The 15,598-nt window shown below is 67.2% G+C and carries 17 protein-coding genes; 11 read left to right on the top strand and 6 right to left on the bottom strand.

What is annotated here, in order from left to right; genetic code table 11:
• Positions 1-168: 168 nt before the first annotated feature.
• The gene (locus HAV18_RS04015) at positions 169-513 is read right to left on the bottom strand and encodes a DUF3564 family protein (RefSeq protein ID WP_166953053.1); all 345 of its coding nucleotides are present in this window, start codon (positions 511-513) and stop codon (positions 169-171) included.
• A gap of 649 nt (positions 514-1,162) precedes the next feature.
• Here HAV18_RS04015 and HAV18_RS04010 point away from each other — a divergent pair.
• Positions 1,163-2,374, top strand: coding sequence for an SDR family oxidoreductase (locus HAV18_RS04010; RefSeq protein WP_166953052.1), 1,212 nt, complete (start codon positions 1,163-1,165; stop codon positions 2,372-2,374).
• A 54-nt stretch (positions 2,375-2,428) separates the two neighbouring features.
• Here HAV18_RS04010 and hpaR read toward each other — a convergent pair whose 3' ends face one another.
• Complete coding sequence (gene hpaR / locus HAV18_RS04005) at positions 2,429-2,869, bottom strand: homoprotocatechuate degradation operon regulator HpaR (RefSeq protein ID WP_048245409.1); 441 nt, start codon at positions 2,867-2,869, stop codon at positions 2,429-2,431.
• Positions 2,870-3,021: 152 nt separating this feature from the next.
• Between hpaR and HAV18_RS04000 the strand changes: the two genes are divergently transcribed.
• The 8 genes from HAV18_RS04000 to HAV18_RS03965 are packed head-to-tail and all read left to right on the top strand — an operon-like array spanning position 3,022 to position 9,100.
• On the top strand, positions 3,022-3,711 hold the full coding sequence (locus HAV18_RS04000) for a fumarylacetoacetate hydrolase family protein (RefSeq protein ID WP_166953050.1): 690 nt from the start codon (positions 3,022-3,024) through the stop codon (positions 3,709-3,711).
• Positions 3,708-4,472, top strand: a complete 765-nt coding sequence (locus tag HAV18_RS03995) for a fumarylacetoacetate hydrolase family protein (RefSeq protein ID WP_166953049.1) — start codon at positions 3,708-3,710, stop codon at positions 4,470-4,472. The genes HAV18_RS04000 and HAV18_RS03995 overlap by 4 nt, the downstream gene beginning before the upstream one ends.
• 22 nt (positions 4,473-4,494) lie before the next feature.
• Positions 4,495-5,958 (top strand): 5-carboxymethyl-2-hydroxymuconate semialdehyde dehydrogenase, encoded by a 1,464-nt coding sequence (gene hpaE, locus HAV18_RS03990; RefSeq protein ID WP_166953048.1) that lies wholly within the window; start codon positions 4,495-4,497, stop codon positions 5,956-5,958.
• A gap of 49 nt (positions 5,959-6,007) precedes the next feature.
• Positions 6,008-6,856 carry a 3,4-dihydroxyphenylacetate 2,3-dioxygenase gene (gene hpaD, locus HAV18_RS03985; protein WP_166953047.1) on the top strand — a complete coding sequence of 283 codons (849 nt, stop codon included), beginning with the start codon at positions 6,008-6,010 and terminating at the stop codon, positions 6,854-6,856.
• Positions 6,857-6,889: 33 nt separating this feature from the next.
• Positions 6,890-7,282, top strand: a complete 393-nt coding sequence (locus tag HAV18_RS03980) for a 5-carboxymethyl-2-hydroxymuconate Delta-isomerase (protein ID WP_166953046.1) — start codon at positions 6,890-6,892, stop codon at positions 7,280-7,282.
• A gap of 20 nt (positions 7,283-7,302) precedes the next feature.
• Positions 7,303-8,106, top strand: a complete 804-nt coding sequence (hpaH, locus tag HAV18_RS03975) for a 2-oxo-hept-4-ene-1,7-dioate hydratase (RefSeq protein ID WP_166953045.1) — start codon at positions 7,303-7,305, stop codon at positions 8,104-8,106.
• Between the two features lie 12 nt (positions 8,107-8,118).
• Entirely contained in the window at positions 8,119-8,925 is an 807-nt protein-coding gene (hpaI, locus tag HAV18_RS03970) for a 4-hydroxy-2-oxoheptanedioate aldolase (protein ID WP_166953044.1), read from the top strand.
• 19 nt (positions 8,926-8,944) lie between these two features.
• Positions 8,945-9,100, top strand: a complete 156-nt coding sequence (locus HAV18_RS03965) for a hypothetical protein (RefSeq protein ID WP_166953043.1) — start codon at positions 8,945-8,947, stop codon at positions 9,098-9,100.
• Here the strand turns inward: HAV18_RS03965 and HAV18_RS03960 are convergent.
• Positions 9,091-9,900 (bottom strand): helix-turn-helix domain-containing protein, encoded by an 810-nt coding sequence (locus HAV18_RS03960; RefSeq protein WP_166953042.1) that lies wholly within the window; start codon positions 9,898-9,900, stop codon positions 9,091-9,093. The genes HAV18_RS03965 and HAV18_RS03960 overlap by 10 nt on opposite strands.
• A 95-nt stretch (positions 9,901-9,995) precedes the next feature.
• Here HAV18_RS03960 and HAV18_RS03955 point away from each other — a divergent pair, with 95 nt between their 5' ends.
• Positions 9,996-10,247, top strand: coding sequence for a hypothetical protein (locus HAV18_RS03955; protein WP_166953041.1), 252 nt, complete (start codon positions 9,996-9,998; stop codon positions 10,245-10,247).
• Positions 10,248-10,293: 46 nt separating this feature from the next.
• Positions 10,294-11,256 carry a zinc-binding alcohol dehydrogenase family protein gene (locus HAV18_RS03950; RefSeq protein ID WP_166953039.1) on the top strand — a complete coding sequence of 321 codons (963 nt, stop codon included), beginning with the start codon at positions 10,294-10,296 and terminating at the stop codon, positions 11,254-11,256.
• 168 nt (positions 11,257-11,424) lie between these two features.
• Here HAV18_RS03950 and HAV18_RS03945 read toward each other — a convergent pair whose 3' ends face one another.
• The 3 genes from HAV18_RS03945 to HAV18_RS03935 form a co-directional block, all read right to left on the bottom strand.
• Positions 11,425-12,516 (bottom strand): porin, encoded by a 1,092-nt coding sequence (locus HAV18_RS03945; RefSeq protein ID WP_166953038.1) that lies wholly within the window; start codon positions 12,514-12,516, stop codon positions 11,425-11,427.
• A gap of 161 nt (positions 12,517-12,677) precedes the next feature.
• Entirely contained in the window at positions 12,678-13,745 is a 1,068-nt protein-coding gene (locus HAV18_RS03940) for an ABC transporter ATP-binding protein (RefSeq protein WP_166953036.1), read from the bottom strand.
• Entirely contained in the window at positions 13,738-15,510 is a 1,773-nt protein-coding gene (locus tag HAV18_RS03935; protein WP_166953035.1) for an iron ABC transporter permease, read from the bottom strand. Before HAV18_RS03935 ends, HAV18_RS03940 begins: the two co-directional genes overlap by 8 nt.
• Positions 15,511-15,598: the final 88 nt, after the last annotated feature.

Raw genomic sequence — 15,598 nt, 5'->3', positions numbered from 1 at the left:
TGCCGACCGTTCCCGGTGTGCGATCAATTGCCCGGGGCACGATTATTTCTTTGCACCAGAAAATGAAAAACGCCCCGAAAAGGGGCGCCGTTAATACTGAATATCGAAATGAATATCACTGAAACCGGAATAAACCCGAAAACCGCAGACAAATTATCTCGATAATCTCTATCGGGTGACGGAAATGAATTCCTGGTATTCCGGCTCGCTCGTGCAGCGATCGACAGCCTGCAGTCGCCATGCGCCGGCGTGATTGCCGGCGAGTACGGCGGAGCCCTGTTCGCGCTGCGTTGCATCGAACGACAGACCCTTCAACTGGCACACGGCATTCCCGCCATCGGCCGCGCAGAGCGCCATTGCGCCCTCGACGTCGCGGACTTTGCCCCAGGTCGGAAGATCCATGCCCTGATGTGCCTCGCGCGACCACAGGCCCTCGTCGGTATCGACCCACAGTACCGCGAAGGATTGCCGGGTTGCCGATTCGCTGCCATTAATCCGAATGGTGAGGCGCATTGTGATCGTCTCCTAAAAAAATGACACATTCGACCGTTTTGACTTGAACAGTCTAGATAGACTGGTGTGAAACGCAAGTGATAAACCGTAATAAATCCGTATTGAGTCAATTGCTGTTTCAGATGGAACGACGTCTGACGATTCATGGTCATTCCGGCTGCGCGCACAAACACGCGCACACCGGCGATCGCGGTGCCGATGAGGGCCCGTTCGATCTTCGAGACATGGGATGACCTCGCCGCGAGGCGCGTCGATCTGTCGCGTGCGACCGGCTGCGGAAATCGGGCCGACGAGGCGGCACTGCACCGCAGGAAGGCGGCCTGATCGGATATTGCGACGTTTTGAAGGCACGGCCGGCGCGACAGACTCAGACAATCGCATACAAATCGGCACACTTTCACGAAACTTTCGGGACAGACTTGCCTGCGGTCGGGCCCCACACTGGGATCTTCCCGATCCAGTGCCGCGGACGCCCGTCCTCGGCGGCTGCCGCCGCCTCGTGCCAGAGACGCGATCGACGCGATCGCGGGCCGCACGCCCGATCGGGACTGCCGGGGCGCGCGTCAGGCCCCGGCCCGGCCGGTGAGCCGTGCGCAGCCCGCAACCGCGGGCGCCGCGCCGCCCGGCCGATTCTTCGAAGGAGACTATCGTGCTGATCTGGAAAACCGCGTTGTCGCTGAACTGGCGGACGAGCCTCGTGTCGCCGGCCAGCGCACCGGTCGCGGCGGCGAACGTCGGGCGGCTGGTGCTGACCGGCGCAACCGGCTTCATCGGCAGTACCGTGCTGACGGCGCTCGTCAATGCGGGGCTGCTCGACCGCATCGTCTGTGTCGTGCGCGCGCAGGATCGCGGCCACGCTGTCGCGCGGCTGCGCGAAGCGGCGCTGCGCGCGGGGCTCGCGCCGTACTGGGCGTCGCGCCTGACCGATGCGAACGTGATCGTCGGTGCGCTCGGTAACGTGTGGCAGGGTGCCGACGCGCCGCGCCTCGCCGCCGCGACGCACGTGATTCATTGCGCCGGCCATGCGTCGCCGGCCGACGGCGTGCACCTGCAGGCAGACATCGCCGATGCGGTGCGCTTTGCCGAGCGCTTCGCACGGGCGCCGCGCCTGCAGCGCTTCGTGTACGTCGGCACGGCCTACGCGCATGCGGGCCGCGGCGGGATCGTGCAGGAAGAGGCGGCGGGCGACGCGGCGAACGACGTCGAGCGCGACGCGGAAGGCTTGCCGGGCGCGGTGCTCGCGGCGGACTACCTGCACGCGAAGGCGGAAACCGAGCAGCGCCTGCGCGCGCTCGGGCTGCCGCTCGTCGTGGTGCGGCCGTCGCATGTGGTCGGCCACACGGTACTTGGTACGCGGCCCGCGCCGAATTCGTTCTGGATGTTCCGTCTGGCGCATGCCGCGCGCCGTTTCACCGCACGGCCGATGACACGCATCGACATCGTGTCGGTGGACGACGTGGCGCGCGCGACGATGCTGCTGGCCGTCAAGCCGACGCTCGCGCACGACCTGTATCACGTGTCGGCCGGCGACGAGGCGCCGCAGGTCGCGCAGATCGTGCGTGCGATGGACGAGGCGGCGGGGATGACGGGCGCACCGCGCTACGCGGCGTGTGCACCGGCCGAATTGCCGCTCGTGGTGCGCGATGTGCTCGGGCGGACCGATCCGGCACTCGAACGCGTGATCGGCCGGGCGCTGCAGCGTTGCGGGGAATTCGCGACGGTCGATCGCGTGTTCGACAACCGCCGCGTTCGCGATGAAATCGATTTCGAGCCGTTGTCGTTCATCGATTACGTCGAGGAATGCATGCGCACGTCGCGCGGCGTGGCCGTGACCGAGCTGATGCGCGGCGCGGTGCACTGACCGCCCGCGCCGCACCGGCCCCCGTTCCCGCGTCTGGCGGGAACGGGGGCGTCATCACGTGTTGCCGCCGAGCTCGATGAGCCGGTCGAGCGCGCGATAGATGTCTTCGAGGCCGTCCTGGCCGAACCGCGATTCGAGCTGCCGGTACTGCTCGTCGATCCGCGGACCGATTTCCGTGACCAGTTTCCTGCTTTGCGGCGTCAGGCTGACCAGCAGCCGGCGCTGGTCTTCCTGCGCGCGCGTGCGCGTGATCAGGCCGTCGCGCTCCATCCGTTCCAGCACGCCCGTGAGGCTCGGGCTCAGGATGCAGCAGCGCCGCGCGATCTGTCCCGCTTCGAGCGCATGTGCCGGTTCGCCGTCGAGCACGCGGATGATCCGCCATTGCTGTTCGGTCAGCGCGAATTCCTTGAGAATGGGGCGGAACAGACCCATCAGCGTTTCGCGGGCCTCGAGCAGCAGCATGGCCAGGTTGCGATGGTCGAGCGTACGGTTCATCGGGGTGAGCAGTGGACGGGGACGCATCAATCTTAACAGCCGCGGGGAGTGAATTTCGCGTATCAGGGTAATCGAGGTTGCCAGCGCCCGATTGTTTACTTAAGATATTAACTATTGACGATGCGCCGCGACGCGCGGCAGGGGAATGACGCATGGAGCTGTCTTGCACGACCGCCGCGGCGCCGCCGTTGCCGGTCGCCATCGGTACCGTCTACGGTGCGCTGCTCAACGAGCGCGCGGCGCTCGACGCGCTCGGCGATGCCGTGAACGCACCGCCTTATGGCCGCCCGCCGCAGGCGCCGATCCTGTATATCAAGCCCGCCAACACGCATGCAGCCGACGGCGCGGCCGTCGTCGTGCCGGCCGGCGTCGACTCGCTGGAGATCGGCGCGTCGGTGGCCGTCGTGTTCGCCCGGCGCGCGACGCGCGTGCCGGCCGCGCAGGCGCTCGATTACCTTCATGGCTTCACGCTCGCCAGCGACGTGTCGGTACCGCATCCCGATTACTACCGTCCGGCCGTGCGCTTCAAGTGCCGCGACGGTTTCTGCCCGCTGGGCCCGGCCATCGTGCCGGCCGCCGCGCTGGGCGATGTCGACACGATCGGCCTGACCGTGCGGATCGACGGCGAGGTTGCCGTGTCCGCCTCCACAGCCACGCTGATTCGCCCCGTACGTGAACTGATTGCCGACGTGACGGCCTTCATGTCGTTCGACGCGGGCGATGTATTGCTGCTCGGCGTCGCGGGCGGTGCACCGCGCGCCCGCGCGGGCAGCACGATCGAGATCGCCGCCGCCGGCATCGGCACGTTGCGGCACACGCTGATCGCGGAGGAAACACGATGAAGACGGCGCGCGTGATCTACAACGGTGCATTGCATGCGGCCGAACCGGCCGGCGACGGCGCGATCCGTCTCGATACGGGACGAGTGGTTGCCGAAGACGTGGTTGCGTGGCTGCCGCCCGTCGCGCCGCGCACGACGTTCGCGCTCGGCCTCAACTACGCCGACCACGCGAAGGAGCTCGCGTTCAAGGCGCCGAGCGAACCGCTGATCTTCCTGAAGGGGCCGAACACGTTCATCGGCCACCGGTCGCGCACCGTGCGCCCGGCGGACGCTACCCACATGCATTACGAGTGCGAGCTGGCCGTCGTGATCGGCCGGCCCGCGCGCAACGTGAGCCGCGCGCAGGCGCTCGACTACGTGGCCGGTTATACGGTCGCGAACGACTACGCGATCCGCGACTATCTCGAGAACTACTACCGTCCGAACCTGCGCGTGAAGAACCGCGACACCTGCACGCCGCTCGGGCCGTGGTTCGTCAGCCGCGACGAGATCGGCGATGCGGGCGACCTGACGCTGCGCACGACGGTGAACGGCCAGGAGACGCAGCGCGGCAGCACGCGCGACATGATCTTCGACGTGCCGGCGTTGATCGAACACATCAGCGGCTTCATGACGCTCTCGCCGGGCGACCTGATCCTGACCGGTACGCCCGAGGGGCTGGCGGACACGAAGCCGGGCGACGAGGTCGTGACCGAGATCGAAGGGATTGGCCGCCTCGTGAACACGATCGTCGGCGAAGCAGACTACTATCGCGCCGGCTGAGCCCGTCGCCCAAGGAGAGAGCATGACCATCAAGCACTGGATCGACGGCCGCGAAGTCGAGAGCCGCGAGACGTTCACGACGCTGAATCCCGCGACCGGCGAAGTCATTACCGACGTCGCGTCGGGCGGCGAGGCCGAAGTCGATGCGGCCGTGCGCGCTGCGAAGGAAGCCTTCCCGAAATGGGCGAACACGCCTGCCAAGGAGCGCGCGAAGCTGATGCGCAAGCTCGGCGAGCTGATCGAGAAGAACGTGCCGATGCTCGCGGCGCTGGAGACGCAGGACACCGGCCTGCCGATCGCGCAGACGAGCAAGCAGCTGATTCCGCGCGCGTCCGAGAATTTCAACTTCTTCGCGGAAGTGTGCGTGCAGATGAACGGCCGCACCTATCCGGTCGACGACCAGATGCTGAACTACACGCTGTACCAGCCGGTCGGCGTGTGCGCGCTGGTGTCGCCGTGGAACGTGCCGTTCATGACCGCGACGTGGAAGACGGCGCCGTGCCTCGCACTCGGCAACACGGCGGTGCTCAAGATGTCGGAGCTGTCGCCGCTGACGGCCGACCAGCTCGGCCGCCTCGCGCTCGAAGCCGGCATTCCGCCGGGCGTGCTCAACGTCGTGCAGGGCTACGGCGCGACGGCCGGCGATGCGCTGGTGCGCCATCCGGACGTACGCGCGGTGTCGTTCACCGGCGGTACGGTGACCGGCAAGCGGATCATGGAGCGTGCGGGCCTGAAGAAGTATTCGATGGAACTCGGCGGCAAGTCGCCGGTGCTGATTTTCGACGACGCCGATTTCGACCGCGCGCTCGACGCGTCGCTGTTCACGATCTTCTCGATCAACGGCGAACGCTGCACGGCCGGCTCGCGGATCTTCGTGCAGCGCACGATCTACGACCGCTTCGTGCAGGAATTCGCGCGCCGCGCGAACAACCTGGTGGTGGGCGATCCGTCCGATCCGGCCACGAATCTCGGCGCGATGATCACGCGCCAGCACTGGGAGAAGGTGACGGGTTATATCCGCATCGGCGAGCAGGAAGGCGCGCGCGTGGTCGCGGGCGGCGCGGACAAGCCGGCGGGCCTGCCCGACCATCTGCGCAACGGCAACTTCGTGCGGCCGACCGTGCTGGCCGACGTCGACAACCGGATGCGCGTCGCGCAGGAAGAGATCTTCGGGCCGGTCGCCTGCATCATCCCGTTCGAGGATGAAGACGAAGGGCTGCGGCTCGCGAACGATACGGCGTACGGTCTCGCTTCGTACATCTGGACGCAGGATGTCGGCAAGGTGCACCGCCTCGCGCGCGGCATCGAGGCCGGGATGGTGTTCGTGAACAGCCAGAACGTGCGCGACCTGCGCCAGCCGTTCGGCGGCGTGAAGGAATCGGGCACCGGGCGCGAGGGCGGCGAATACAGTTTCGAGGTGTTCGCGGAGATCAAGAACGTGTGCATCTCGATGGGTTCGCACCACATTCCGCGCTGGGGCGTGTGACGGCCGCGGGCCGTCGGCAGCACGAAAGAACCATACGGAGACTTGAACGATGGGCAAACTGTCCCTCGCCGCGAAAATCACGCACGTGCCGTCGATGTACCTGTCGGAATTGCCCGGCAGGCATCACGGCTGCCGCGAGGCGGCGATCCGCGGCCATCAACTGATCGGCGAGCGCTGCCGCGCGCTCGGCGTCGACACGATCGTCGTGTCGGACGTGCACTGGCTCGTCAACGCCGGCTATCACGTGAACTGCAATGCGCGGTTCGCGGGCACGTACACGAGCAACGAGCTGCCGCATTTCATTCGCGACATGGAATACGCGTATCCGGGCAACCCGGCGCTCGGCCGGCTGATCGCCGAGACGGCCAGCGCGCGCGGGGTCGCGACGCGCGCACATGAGATCGACAGCCTCGAACTCGAATACGGCACGCTCGTGCCGATGCGCTACATGAACGCCGACCAGCACTTCAAGGTCGTGTCGATCGCCGGCTGGTGCATGTGGCATCAGCTCGACGAAAGCCGGCGCTTCGGCGAGGCGCTGCTCGAAGCGATCGAGAAGAGCGATTCGAACGTTGCGTTTCTCGCGAGCGGTTCGCTGTCGCACCGCTTCAACGACAACGGCAGCCCCGAGGAATCGATTCACCAGATCAGCCGCGAATTCTTCCGGCAGGTCGACCTGCGCGTGGTCGAGCTGTGGAAGCAGGGGGATTTCAAGACCTTCTGCGCGATGCTGCCGGAGTACAACACGCATTGCCACGGCGAAGGCGGGATGCACGACACGGCGATGCTGCTCGGCCTGCTGGGCTGGGATCGTTACGACAAGCCGGTCGAGATCGTCACCGACTATTTCGCGAGTTCGGGTACCGGGCAGATCAATGCGATCTTCCCGCTGGCCTGAGCGCCGCGCCACGCATTCGACTGGAGACTTGCCATGCCACATATCGTCGTCGAATACACCGCGAACATCCGCGACGACGCGCGCATTCCCGCGCTGCTGCGCACGATCAACGCGACGCTGATAGCACAGGGCGGCGTGTTCCCGACGGGCGGCATCCGCTCGCGCGCGATCGAACTGCAGGACTACTGCGTGGCCGACGGCACGGAAGACGACGCGTTCGTGCACGTGACGCTGAAGATCGGCTCGGGCCGCAGCGACGCGCAGAAAAAGGCCGCGTGCGACGCGCTGTTCGAGGCGATCAAGGCGCATTTCGCGGAGCTGTATGCGAAACGCTACCTCGCGCTGTCGATGGAACTGACCGAGTTCAGCGAAAGCGGCTCGTACAAGCACAACAACATCCACGCCCGCTACAAGCGGGCCGGCTGAACCCCATTCCCGATACGACCATGCTCGAACCCGCCCTCATCGACCAGCTCGCGCAGCGTCTGCACGACGCCGAGCGCGAGCGCAAGCAGATCCGCCAGATCTCGCTCGACCATCCCGACATCACGATCGACGACGCGTATGCGATCCAGCGCGCGTGGGTAACCCTCAAGCTCGCCGAAGGCCGCACGCTGAAAGGCCACAAGATCGGCCTCACGTCGAAGGCGATGCAGAACACGTCGCAGATCGACGAGCCCGACTACGGCGCGCTGCTCGACGACATGTTCTTTGCCGACGGCGGCACGATTCCCGCCGGACGCTTCATCGTGCCGCGCGTCGAGGTCGAACTCGCGTTCGTGCTCGGCAAGCGGCTCACCGGCCCGGACTGCACGATCTTCGACGTGTACGACGCGGTCGACTACGTGGTGCCTGCGCTCGAGATCATCGACGCGCGCAGCCAGTCGATCGACCCCGATACGAAACGGCCGCGCAAGGTATTCGACACGATCGCCGACAACGCGGCGAATGCAGGCGTCGTGATCGGCGGGCGGCCCGTGAAACCGCAGGACGTCGACCTGCGCTGGGTCGCGGCGATCATGTCGCGCAACGGCGTGGTCGAGGAAACGGGTGTCGCGGCGGGCGTGCTGAACCATCCGGCGAACGGCGTGGCGTGGCTCGCGAACCGGTTGGCGCGCTTCGATGTCGCGCTGGAGCCGGGGCAGATCGTGCTCGGCGGCTCGTTCACACGGCCATGCGCGGCGCGGCCGGGCGACACGTTCAGTGTCGACTACGGCCCGCTCGGGACGATCCAGTGCTACTTCGAGTGAGGTGAGCGAACGATGCAGATTCCTTCGAATGTCTTCAAGGCCGCGCTCGCGCGCGGCGACGCGCAGGTCGGGCTGTGGCTCGGGCTCGCGAATCCGTACAGCGCGGAAGTCGTCGCGGGCGCCGGATTCGACTGGCTGCTGATCGACGGCGAGCATGCGCCGAACACGGTGCCGTCGATCCTCGCGCAACTGCAGGCGATCGCGCCGTACCCGTCGCAGCCGGTGGTGCGCGTGCCGTGGAACGATCCGGTGATCGTCAAGCAGGTGCTCGATCTCGGCGCGCAGACGCTGCTCGTGCCCATGGTGCAGAGCGCGGACGAAGCGCGCGCGGCGGTGGCGGCGACGCGTTATCCGCCGCATGGCATTCGTGGTGTCGGCAGTGCGCTGGCGCGTGCATCGCGATGGAATCGGGTGGGCGACTACCTGCATCGCGCGAACGACGAGATGGCCGTGCTCGTGCAGGTCGAGACGCGCGCGGGGCTCGACGCGATCGACGCGATTGCGCGGGTCGAGGGCGTGGACGGCGTGTTCATCGGACCGGCGGATCTCGCAGCCGATCTCGGGCATCTCGGCAATCCGGGGCACCCGGACGTGCAGGCCGCGATCGACGGCGCGATCCGGACGATCAAGGCGGCCGGCAAGGCGCCGGGCATTCTGAGTGCGGATGAGGCGGCCGCGCGGCGGTATCTGGAAGCGGGAGCGCTGTTCGTCGCAGTCGGGGTCGATACGACGTTGCTGGCGAGGAGTGCGGAGCGGCTCGCGGCGCAGTTCAAGGGGGGATCTCGACCGGATAAAAAGAACGGAGACACGACGTATTGAGCGACGAGTGGTGACCGAGATGGCAAGCAAAGCAGAAGTACCGCCTGACGAATCGGAGCATCGGCACAAGGTTTCGCAAAGGGACCGGATGCCCTCGCTTGAGTCGAATGTCATCCCGGATGCGATGGCGGAATTGAGTGCGCAGGCGCAAGCCCTGCAGATGGGTTACGACTGACTTCCCATTGTTCCGACTGCTGATCTCGCCGCGTCCATATATCTTCCTGGCGTCGTCCCAAGCGCTCGCCGGAACATGTCGATGAACGCGCTCACGTTGTCGTACCCGAGATCGAGTGCGATCGTCGTCACCGGCACGCCGTCGGCAATTCTCTCCAGCGCCCGCAGCAGCCTGGCCTGCTGACGCCACTGCGCGAACGTCAGCCCCGTCTCGGCGACGAAGCGGCGGCTCATCGTCCGGGCGCTGATGCCGGCCCATTCGGCCCATTCCTCCAGCCGCCGGTTGTCCGCGAGATCCGCGGCCAGCGCGTCGGTAATCCGCATCAGCCGCGGATCCTGCGGCCGCACCAGCCCCAGCGCCTCGACTTCCGACGACGCGATTTCATCGAGGATCACGTCGGCGATCCGGGTTCGCGCGGCATCCAGCTCCGAGCCATCCCAACTCGCCGCGCGCTGGACGGCTTCGCGCAGCAGCGGCGTCGTCCGGATCGCGCGCGGGGTATCCGGCAGCGCCGCGCAGCGCGCTTCGGCGACGAACGCCGACCAGCCGGAAATCGGCCCGAACGAGTGCAGCGAATGCCGGCAATGCGGCGGAATCCAGATCGCATGGATCGCCGGCACGACCCAGTCCTGGTCGTCGAGGCCGATCGTCAGCAACCCGCTCAGCGCGCCGACGAGCTGGCCGCGCGCATGCGAATGGGGCGGCGTCACGCGCGGGTCGCGTTGCGACAGCACGGCGGCGACCACGAACGGGCCGTCGTCGGACGTGATGAAGCGGGCGGGCAGGAGTGGATCGGACATGGCCGGATATCGGTATCGAATGGCAGTTATACCGGAGATCGGCCGGATTTGCACGCCTACACTGCGTCCATCGATGACAACCGGAGTGCGACACGATGCGAGCCGAACAGATGCTTCCCGACCAGACCGACCGGATCACGATCGGCGATACGACGATCCGCAAAGGGACCGTCGGCGCGTTCCTGGTCAACGCGCGCGTGCTGACCGACCCGAACGCCGCGCCGGCCGACCGGGCGCGTGCGGAGGCCGACGCGATCGATGCGTTGCCCGCGCTGCGGGCGCTCGGCCTGTTCGACGTGCTGGAAGTGCGCGATCCCGCGCTGCGCGCGTGGCTCGACGCGCGCTGATGCGCACCGGAACCGTCGATCGAGATCCCCGAATCAAGGAGTCACCATGAAAGCAGCAGTCGTGACGGGCGCCGGCGAGCGTCCCGTTCATATGGAATTCGATGCGCCGAGCGCGATGCCGGGCCACTGCCTGATCGACGTGACCGCGTCCGCATTGAGCCGGATCGCGCAGGCGCGTGCGTCCGGCACGCATTACTCGTCGGACGCACGCTATCCGTTCGTCGTTGGCGTCGACGGTGTCGGCCGTCTCGACGATGGTCGACGCGTCTACTTCTTCGGTGCGCCTGCGCCGTTCGGCGCGATGGCCGAACGCACGATCGCGCCCGATACGCAGTGCGTGCCGCTGCCGGATACGCTCGACGATGTCACGGCTGCCGCGATCGCGATTCCGGGGATGTCGTCGTGGGCAGCGCTGACCGAGCGTGCACGGCTTGTCGCGGGCGAGACGGTGCTCGTCAACGGTGCGACGGGCGCGTCAGGGCGGCTGGCAGTGCGGATCGCGAAACATCTCGGCGCCGCGAAGGTAATCGCGACGGGGCGCAACGCGGCTGCGTTGCAGGCCTTGCTTAACGCCGGCGCGGATGCCGTCGTGTCGCTGCAGCAGGACGACGCGCATCTGGCGCGTGCGCTCGAACCGCATTTCCGCGAAGGCGTGGATGTCGTGCTCGATTATCTGTGGGGGGCCAGCGCGCAGGCGCTGCTGGTAGCCGCCGCGAAGGCGACGCCGGATGGCCGCCGGCTGCGCTTCGTGCAGATCGGCTCGATCGGCGGCGCGGACGTGCTGCTGCCGGGTGCCGTATTGCGGGCAACCGCGATCGAACTGATGGGCAGTGGCATCGGCAGCGTGTCCCTCCAGCGTTTGCTGGCGTCGGTGCGCGGCGTGTTCGACGCGGCCGGCCCAGCGGGGCTGGCACTCGAAACGCGCACCGTACCGTTGTCGGCGGTCGGTGAACACTGGAGCGATGTGAACAGTCTGGTGCGCCCGGTGTTCACGATGCACGGTGAGTGACCGGCCAAGGGCCGCGGAGGGGGCGTCGTGTGCGCTGGCGAAGGCAGCCGAGCATCCGTCGTCACGCTGACGTGTGCGACGGATGCGAAGCAGGGTGGCACATGCGTAATCAACCGCGAAAAACGGGCGGCGCGACACGAAGATCGCCCGCCGCCCGCCGCGCCAAACTCAGAACCGCTGCTGAATCCCCGCCGTGACACCAACCTGCGTGGTGCCGTAGCCCGCGAAATCACGCGACACGCCGACCTTCTGGTCGTGTTTCGCGATCGCGAACGCGCCGGCTGCATACAGCACCGTGCGCTTCGACAGCGCGTAGTTCGCGCGCATCGACACCAGCGTCGGATCGGCATCGCTGCCGCCCTTGACGTTCTGGTGATAGACGGCCGCGATCAGCGAGAACGCCGGCGTGAATTGATACGACCCGCCGACCCAGTAAGTGTCGCTCAACTGGTTCGCTGCCGTGGTGCGGAACGTGCGCTTGTAGTTGCGATAGCCGGCCATCGTCTTCAGGTTGCCGAAGTCGTAGCTCAGGCCCGCGTGGATGCCCTGGATATAGTTGACGGTATCGGCAGGCGTGACGCTGTCGGCCGCGCCGTTCTGCCGGTCGAACGTGACGACCGCCGCAAACGGGCCTTTCTCGTAGCCGAGCGCGAAGTCGTATTTCGAGCTGGTCTTCACGCTGCCCGGCACGTTGCCGAAGCCGTACATCGCGCCGAACTTGACGCCGCTGAATTCGCCGTCGTAGCGCACGGCGTTCGACGAGCGCGTGAACATGCCGTCCTTGCGGCCGCCGGTGGCCATCGACGACGTCGCCCACGAGTAGTTCTGCGCGTAACCCATCGGGTCGAACGGCAGCATGTAGTCGTACGTGACGGTGTAGTTGCGGCCGAGCGTCAGTTCGCCCCATTTGCCTTTCAGGCCGACCGTCGCGCGGCGCGCGAAGATCGAGTCGGGGCCGTCGTCGAATGCGCCGTTCGCGAGATCGATCCCGCTTTCGAGGCGGAACACGGCCTTCAGCCCGCCGCCGAGATCCTCGACGCCGCGCAGGCCCCAGCGCGACGTATTCTTGTTGCCCGACTTCAGCTTGACCGAACTGCCGCCCTCCGGCGCCGCGTGGTTCGTGTACTCGATGCCGGCATCCATGATCCCGTACATCGTGACCGACGACTGCGCGTGCGCGGCGCCCGCCGCGAGGCCGGCGACGGCCGCCGATCCGGTCAGGACGGCGGTGCGAAGGGTACGTTCTGCGCGTGACTTCATTGACGGTGTCTCCTTGGTTCTTGTGAGTTGGGTGAAACGGATACGCAGCGCGCAGCACGCCACGGCGGACGCCGTGAAGCGCCCGCCGAACCAGGTGCGAAATCGAAACGGGATACGCGCTGAAATGCCTGCGCGGCGGCGCGCGGGCCGCCGCGCGCCGGTCAGCCCGCTTTCGCGAACGCCCAGCAGTCGTTGGTCGGGAATTCGATCCAGTGCTTGCCCGCTGCGCGCGGCACGTGGCCGAACGCGCGCAGGCGCATCTCGCCGCAATGGAACAGGTATTCCCAACGGTCGCCGAGATACATCGACGTGACGAGATCGGCCTGCAGCCGGTTCGCGCCCGGGCCGTCGGCGACCTGCACGCGTTCGAGGCGGATCACGGCCTGCGCGTCCTGACCGGGCGCGAACGTGTCGCGGGCGAGCGCCTGCAGTTCCCAGCCGTCGCCGGCGAGCGTCACGCGTTCGCCGTCGACGGCCGCGACGCGCGCGTCGATCCGGTTGTTGCTGCCCATGAACTCGGCCGTGTACAGCGAGCGAGGCGCGCCGTACAGCTCGGCCGGCGTGCCTTCCTGCTCGATGCGGCCGTTGCGCAGCAGCAGGATGCGGTCGGACATCGCCATCGCTTCGGTCTGGTCGTGCGTCACGCACAGGGCGGACAACCCGAGCGACACGATCAGCTCGCGCAGCCACGCGCGCGCTTCCTCGCGCAGCTTCGCGTCGAGGTTCGACAGCGGTTCGTCGAGCAGGATCACCGGCGGGTTGTAGACGAGCGCGCGCGCAATCGCGACGCGCTGCTGCTGGCCGCCCGACAACTGGTGCGGAAAGCGTTCCGCGAGATGGCCGAGGCCGAGCTGGTCGAGCGCGGTCTGCACGCGGCGCTTCTGTTCGGCAGGCGCCACGCGGCGCAGCTTCAGCCCGTAGCCGACGTTCTCGGCGACGGTGCGGTGCGGCCACAGCGCGTACGACTGGAACACGAGGCCGAGCGAGCGCTGCTCGACGGGCAGGTCGACGCGCTGCGCGCCGTCGAAGAACACGCGGTCGTCGAGCTGGATGCGGCCGTCGGATGGCTGTTCGAGGCCGGCCACCGCGCGCAGCAGCGTGGTCTTGCCGCTGCCCGACGCGCCGAGCAGGCACACGACTTCGCCGGCCTTCAGTTCGAACGACACGCCCTTGAGGATCGGATTGGCGCCGTAGCTGAGGTGCAGGTCGTCGACGATGAGCTTATCCATGAAGTTTCACTCCGAAACGCAGGGCCACGCCGAGACCGGCGCCGACCATCGCGATGTTGATGACAGAGAGCGCGGCGACCTGGTCGACGGCGCCGGTCGCCCACAGCGACACGAGCAGCGCGCCGATCACTTCGGTGCCGGGCGACAGCAGGTAGACGGCCGTCGAGTATTCGCGCTCGAAGATCATGAAGATCAGGAGCCACGCGGCGAGCAGGCCGAAACGCACGAGCGGCAACGTCACGTCGAGCGACACGCGGCTGCGGGTCGCCCCGACGCTGCGGCCGGCTTCCTCGAGCTCGGGGCCGACCTGCAGCAGCGCGCTCTGGATGAGCCGCATCCCGTACGCGAGCCACACGACCGTGTACGCGATCCAGATGCTCCACATCGAGTTCTTCAGCTCGCGCAGGCCCGGGACGAACAGGAAGATCCACAGGAAGGCGAGGCCGGCGAGCAGGCCGGGCACCGCGCGCGGCAGCAGCACGAGGTAGTCGAGCAGCTTGGTGGCCCAGTCGGGGCGGCGGTGGCCAGCGAACGCGACGAGCGAGTAGAAGCCGACCGCGAGCGCACCGCCGATCACGCCGATGCCGAGCGTGTTGACGATCGCGCGTACCAGGTTGTCCTGCTCGAACAGCTCGATGAAGTTCGACAGCGTGAGCACCTCGGCGAGCGCGACGCCTTCGCCCCAGTTGGTCACGAACGCACGCAGCACGATGCCCGAGATCGGCACGATCACCGTCAGCATCAGCCACAGCGCGACGATCGCGAGCGCGACCCAGCGCCACACGCCGAGCGGCAGCACCGTCGCGCGGCCGGCCTTGCCCTTCACGGTGACGAAGCGGTTCGCGGTCTTCAGCAGTCGGCGCTGCAGCAGCACGAGCGGAAACGTGATCGCGACGATGCACACCGCGACCGCGGCCATCAGGTGATACGACGGCACGCCAAGCTTGTTGGTCAGCTTGTACAGGTAGGTCGCGAGCACGAGGTGGCCTTCCGGATCGCCGAGCACGAGCGGCAGCCCGAACACCTCGAAGCCGAGGAAGAACACGAGCACGCCGGCGAACAGCAGCGCGGGCATCGTCATCGGCAGGCTCACGTCGAGCGCGACGCGGAACGGGCGGGCGCCCGCCACGCGCGCGGCTTCCTCGACGTCCGAGCCGAGGTTGCGCAGCGCGGCCGACGAATACAGGTACACGTGCGGCACGTGCGTGAGGCCGACGATCACCGTGATCGCGAAGATCGAGTACACGTTCCAGGGCACGTTCTGCACCCCGAACAGTTCCTTGAACCACACCGAGTAGAAGCCGACCGGGCCGGCCGCGACCACGTAGCCGAACGCGAGCACCATCGGCGACACGAACACGGGCGTGAGCAGCAGCGGTTCGAGCCAGCGGCGGCCGGGCAGGTCGGTGCGCACCATCAGGAACGCGAGGATGCCGCCGAGCGGGATCGAGATGAACAGCATCCCGCCGGCGATGATGAACGAGTTCTTCACGGCCGACCAGAAGTCGGGATCGTTGAAGATGAAGCGGAAACCTTCGATGCCGAGTGCCTTGTTCGCATCGAAGAACGGCGCGGACAGCAGGCTCTGGAACAGGATGAAGCCGAGCGGCAGCGCGACCGCGATGGTCAGCACCGCGACGACGATCCAGCGCAGCATGCCGGCCAGCGGCTGCAGGCTGTTGACCGGCAACGCGGGAATCGCGCTGCCCTGGCCGGTAGAGGGCGGAACGACCGGCGCCGTTCCGCGTGTACTGGTTGAAAGCATGAGTTCGCCCCTGCGGCCATCCGGATGGCCGCCTCTAGGAAGTCGGTAAGGGGAAGGGGCCGCCCGCGCGGTGTGTGGCGGGCGGCCG

The sequence above is a fragment of the Burkholderia sp. D-99 genome (genome assembly GCF_011605345.1).
Classification (GTDB): Bacteria; Pseudomonadota; Gammaproteobacteria; order Burkholderiales; family Burkholderiaceae; genus Burkholderia.
This window is presented reverse-complemented; position numbering and strand designations above follow the sequence as displayed.

What these genes read in the sequence shown, in the direction of transcription:
- HAV18_RS04015 (WP_166953053.1), bottom strand. Translation starts at nt 513, where the DNA reads ATGCGCCTCACCATTCGGATTAATGGCAGCGAATCGGCAACCCGGCAA.
- hpaR (WP_048245409.1), bottom strand. Translation starts at nt 2,869, where the DNA reads ATGAACCGTACGCTCGACCATCGCAACCTGGCCATGCTGCTGCTCGAG.
- HAV18_RS04000 (WP_166953050.1), top strand. Translation starts at nt 3,022, where the DNA reads ATGGAGCTGTCTTGCACGACCGCCGCGGCGCCGCCGTTGCCGGTCGCC.
- HAV18_RS03995 (WP_166953049.1), top strand. Translation starts at nt 3,708, where the DNA reads ATGAAGACGGCGCGCGTGATCTACAACGGTGCATTGCATGCGGCCGAA.
- hpaE (WP_166953048.1), top strand. Translation starts at nt 4,495, where the DNA reads ATGACCATCAAGCACTGGATCGACGGCCGCGAAGTCGAGAGCCGCGAG.
- hpaD (WP_166953047.1), top strand. Translation starts at nt 6,008, where the DNA reads ATGGGCAAACTGTCCCTCGCCGCGAAAATCACGCACGTGCCGTCGATG.
- HAV18_RS03980 (WP_166953046.1), top strand. Translation starts at nt 6,890, where the DNA reads ATGCCACATATCGTCGTCGAATACACCGCGAACATCCGCGACGACGCG.
- hpaH (WP_166953045.1), top strand. Translation starts at nt 7,303, where the DNA reads ATGCTCGAACCCGCCCTCATCGACCAGCTCGCGCAGCGTCTGCACGAC.
- hpaI (WP_166953044.1), top strand. Translation starts at nt 8,119, where the DNA reads ATGCAGATTCCTTCGAATGTCTTCAAGGCCGCGCTCGCGCGCGGCGAC.
- HAV18_RS03965 (WP_166953043.1), top strand. Translation starts at nt 8,945, where the DNA reads ATGGCAAGCAAAGCAGAAGTACCGCCTGACGAATCGGAGCATCGGCAC.
- HAV18_RS03960 (WP_166953042.1), bottom strand. Translation starts at nt 9,900, where the DNA reads ATGTCCGATCCACTCCTGCCCGCCCGCTTCATCACGTCCGACGACGGC.
- HAV18_RS03955 (WP_166953041.1), top strand. Translation starts at nt 9,996, where the DNA reads ATGCGAGCCGAACAGATGCTTCCCGACCAGACCGACCGGATCACGATC.
- HAV18_RS03950 (WP_166953039.1), top strand. Translation starts at nt 10,294, where the DNA reads ATGAAAGCAGCAGTCGTGACGGGCGCCGGCGAGCGTCCCGTTCATATG.
- HAV18_RS03945 (WP_166953038.1), bottom strand. Translation starts at nt 12,516, where the DNA reads ATGAAGTCACGCGCAGAACGTACCCTTCGCACCGCCGTCCTGACCGGA.
- HAV18_RS03940 (WP_166953036.1), bottom strand. Translation starts at nt 13,745, where the DNA reads ATGGATAAGCTCATCGTCGACGACCTGCACCTCAGCTACGGCGCCAAT.
- HAV18_RS03935 (WP_166953035.1), bottom strand. Translation starts at nt 15,510, where the DNA reads ATGCTTTCAACCAGTACACGCGGAACGGCGCCGGTCGTTCCGCCCTCT.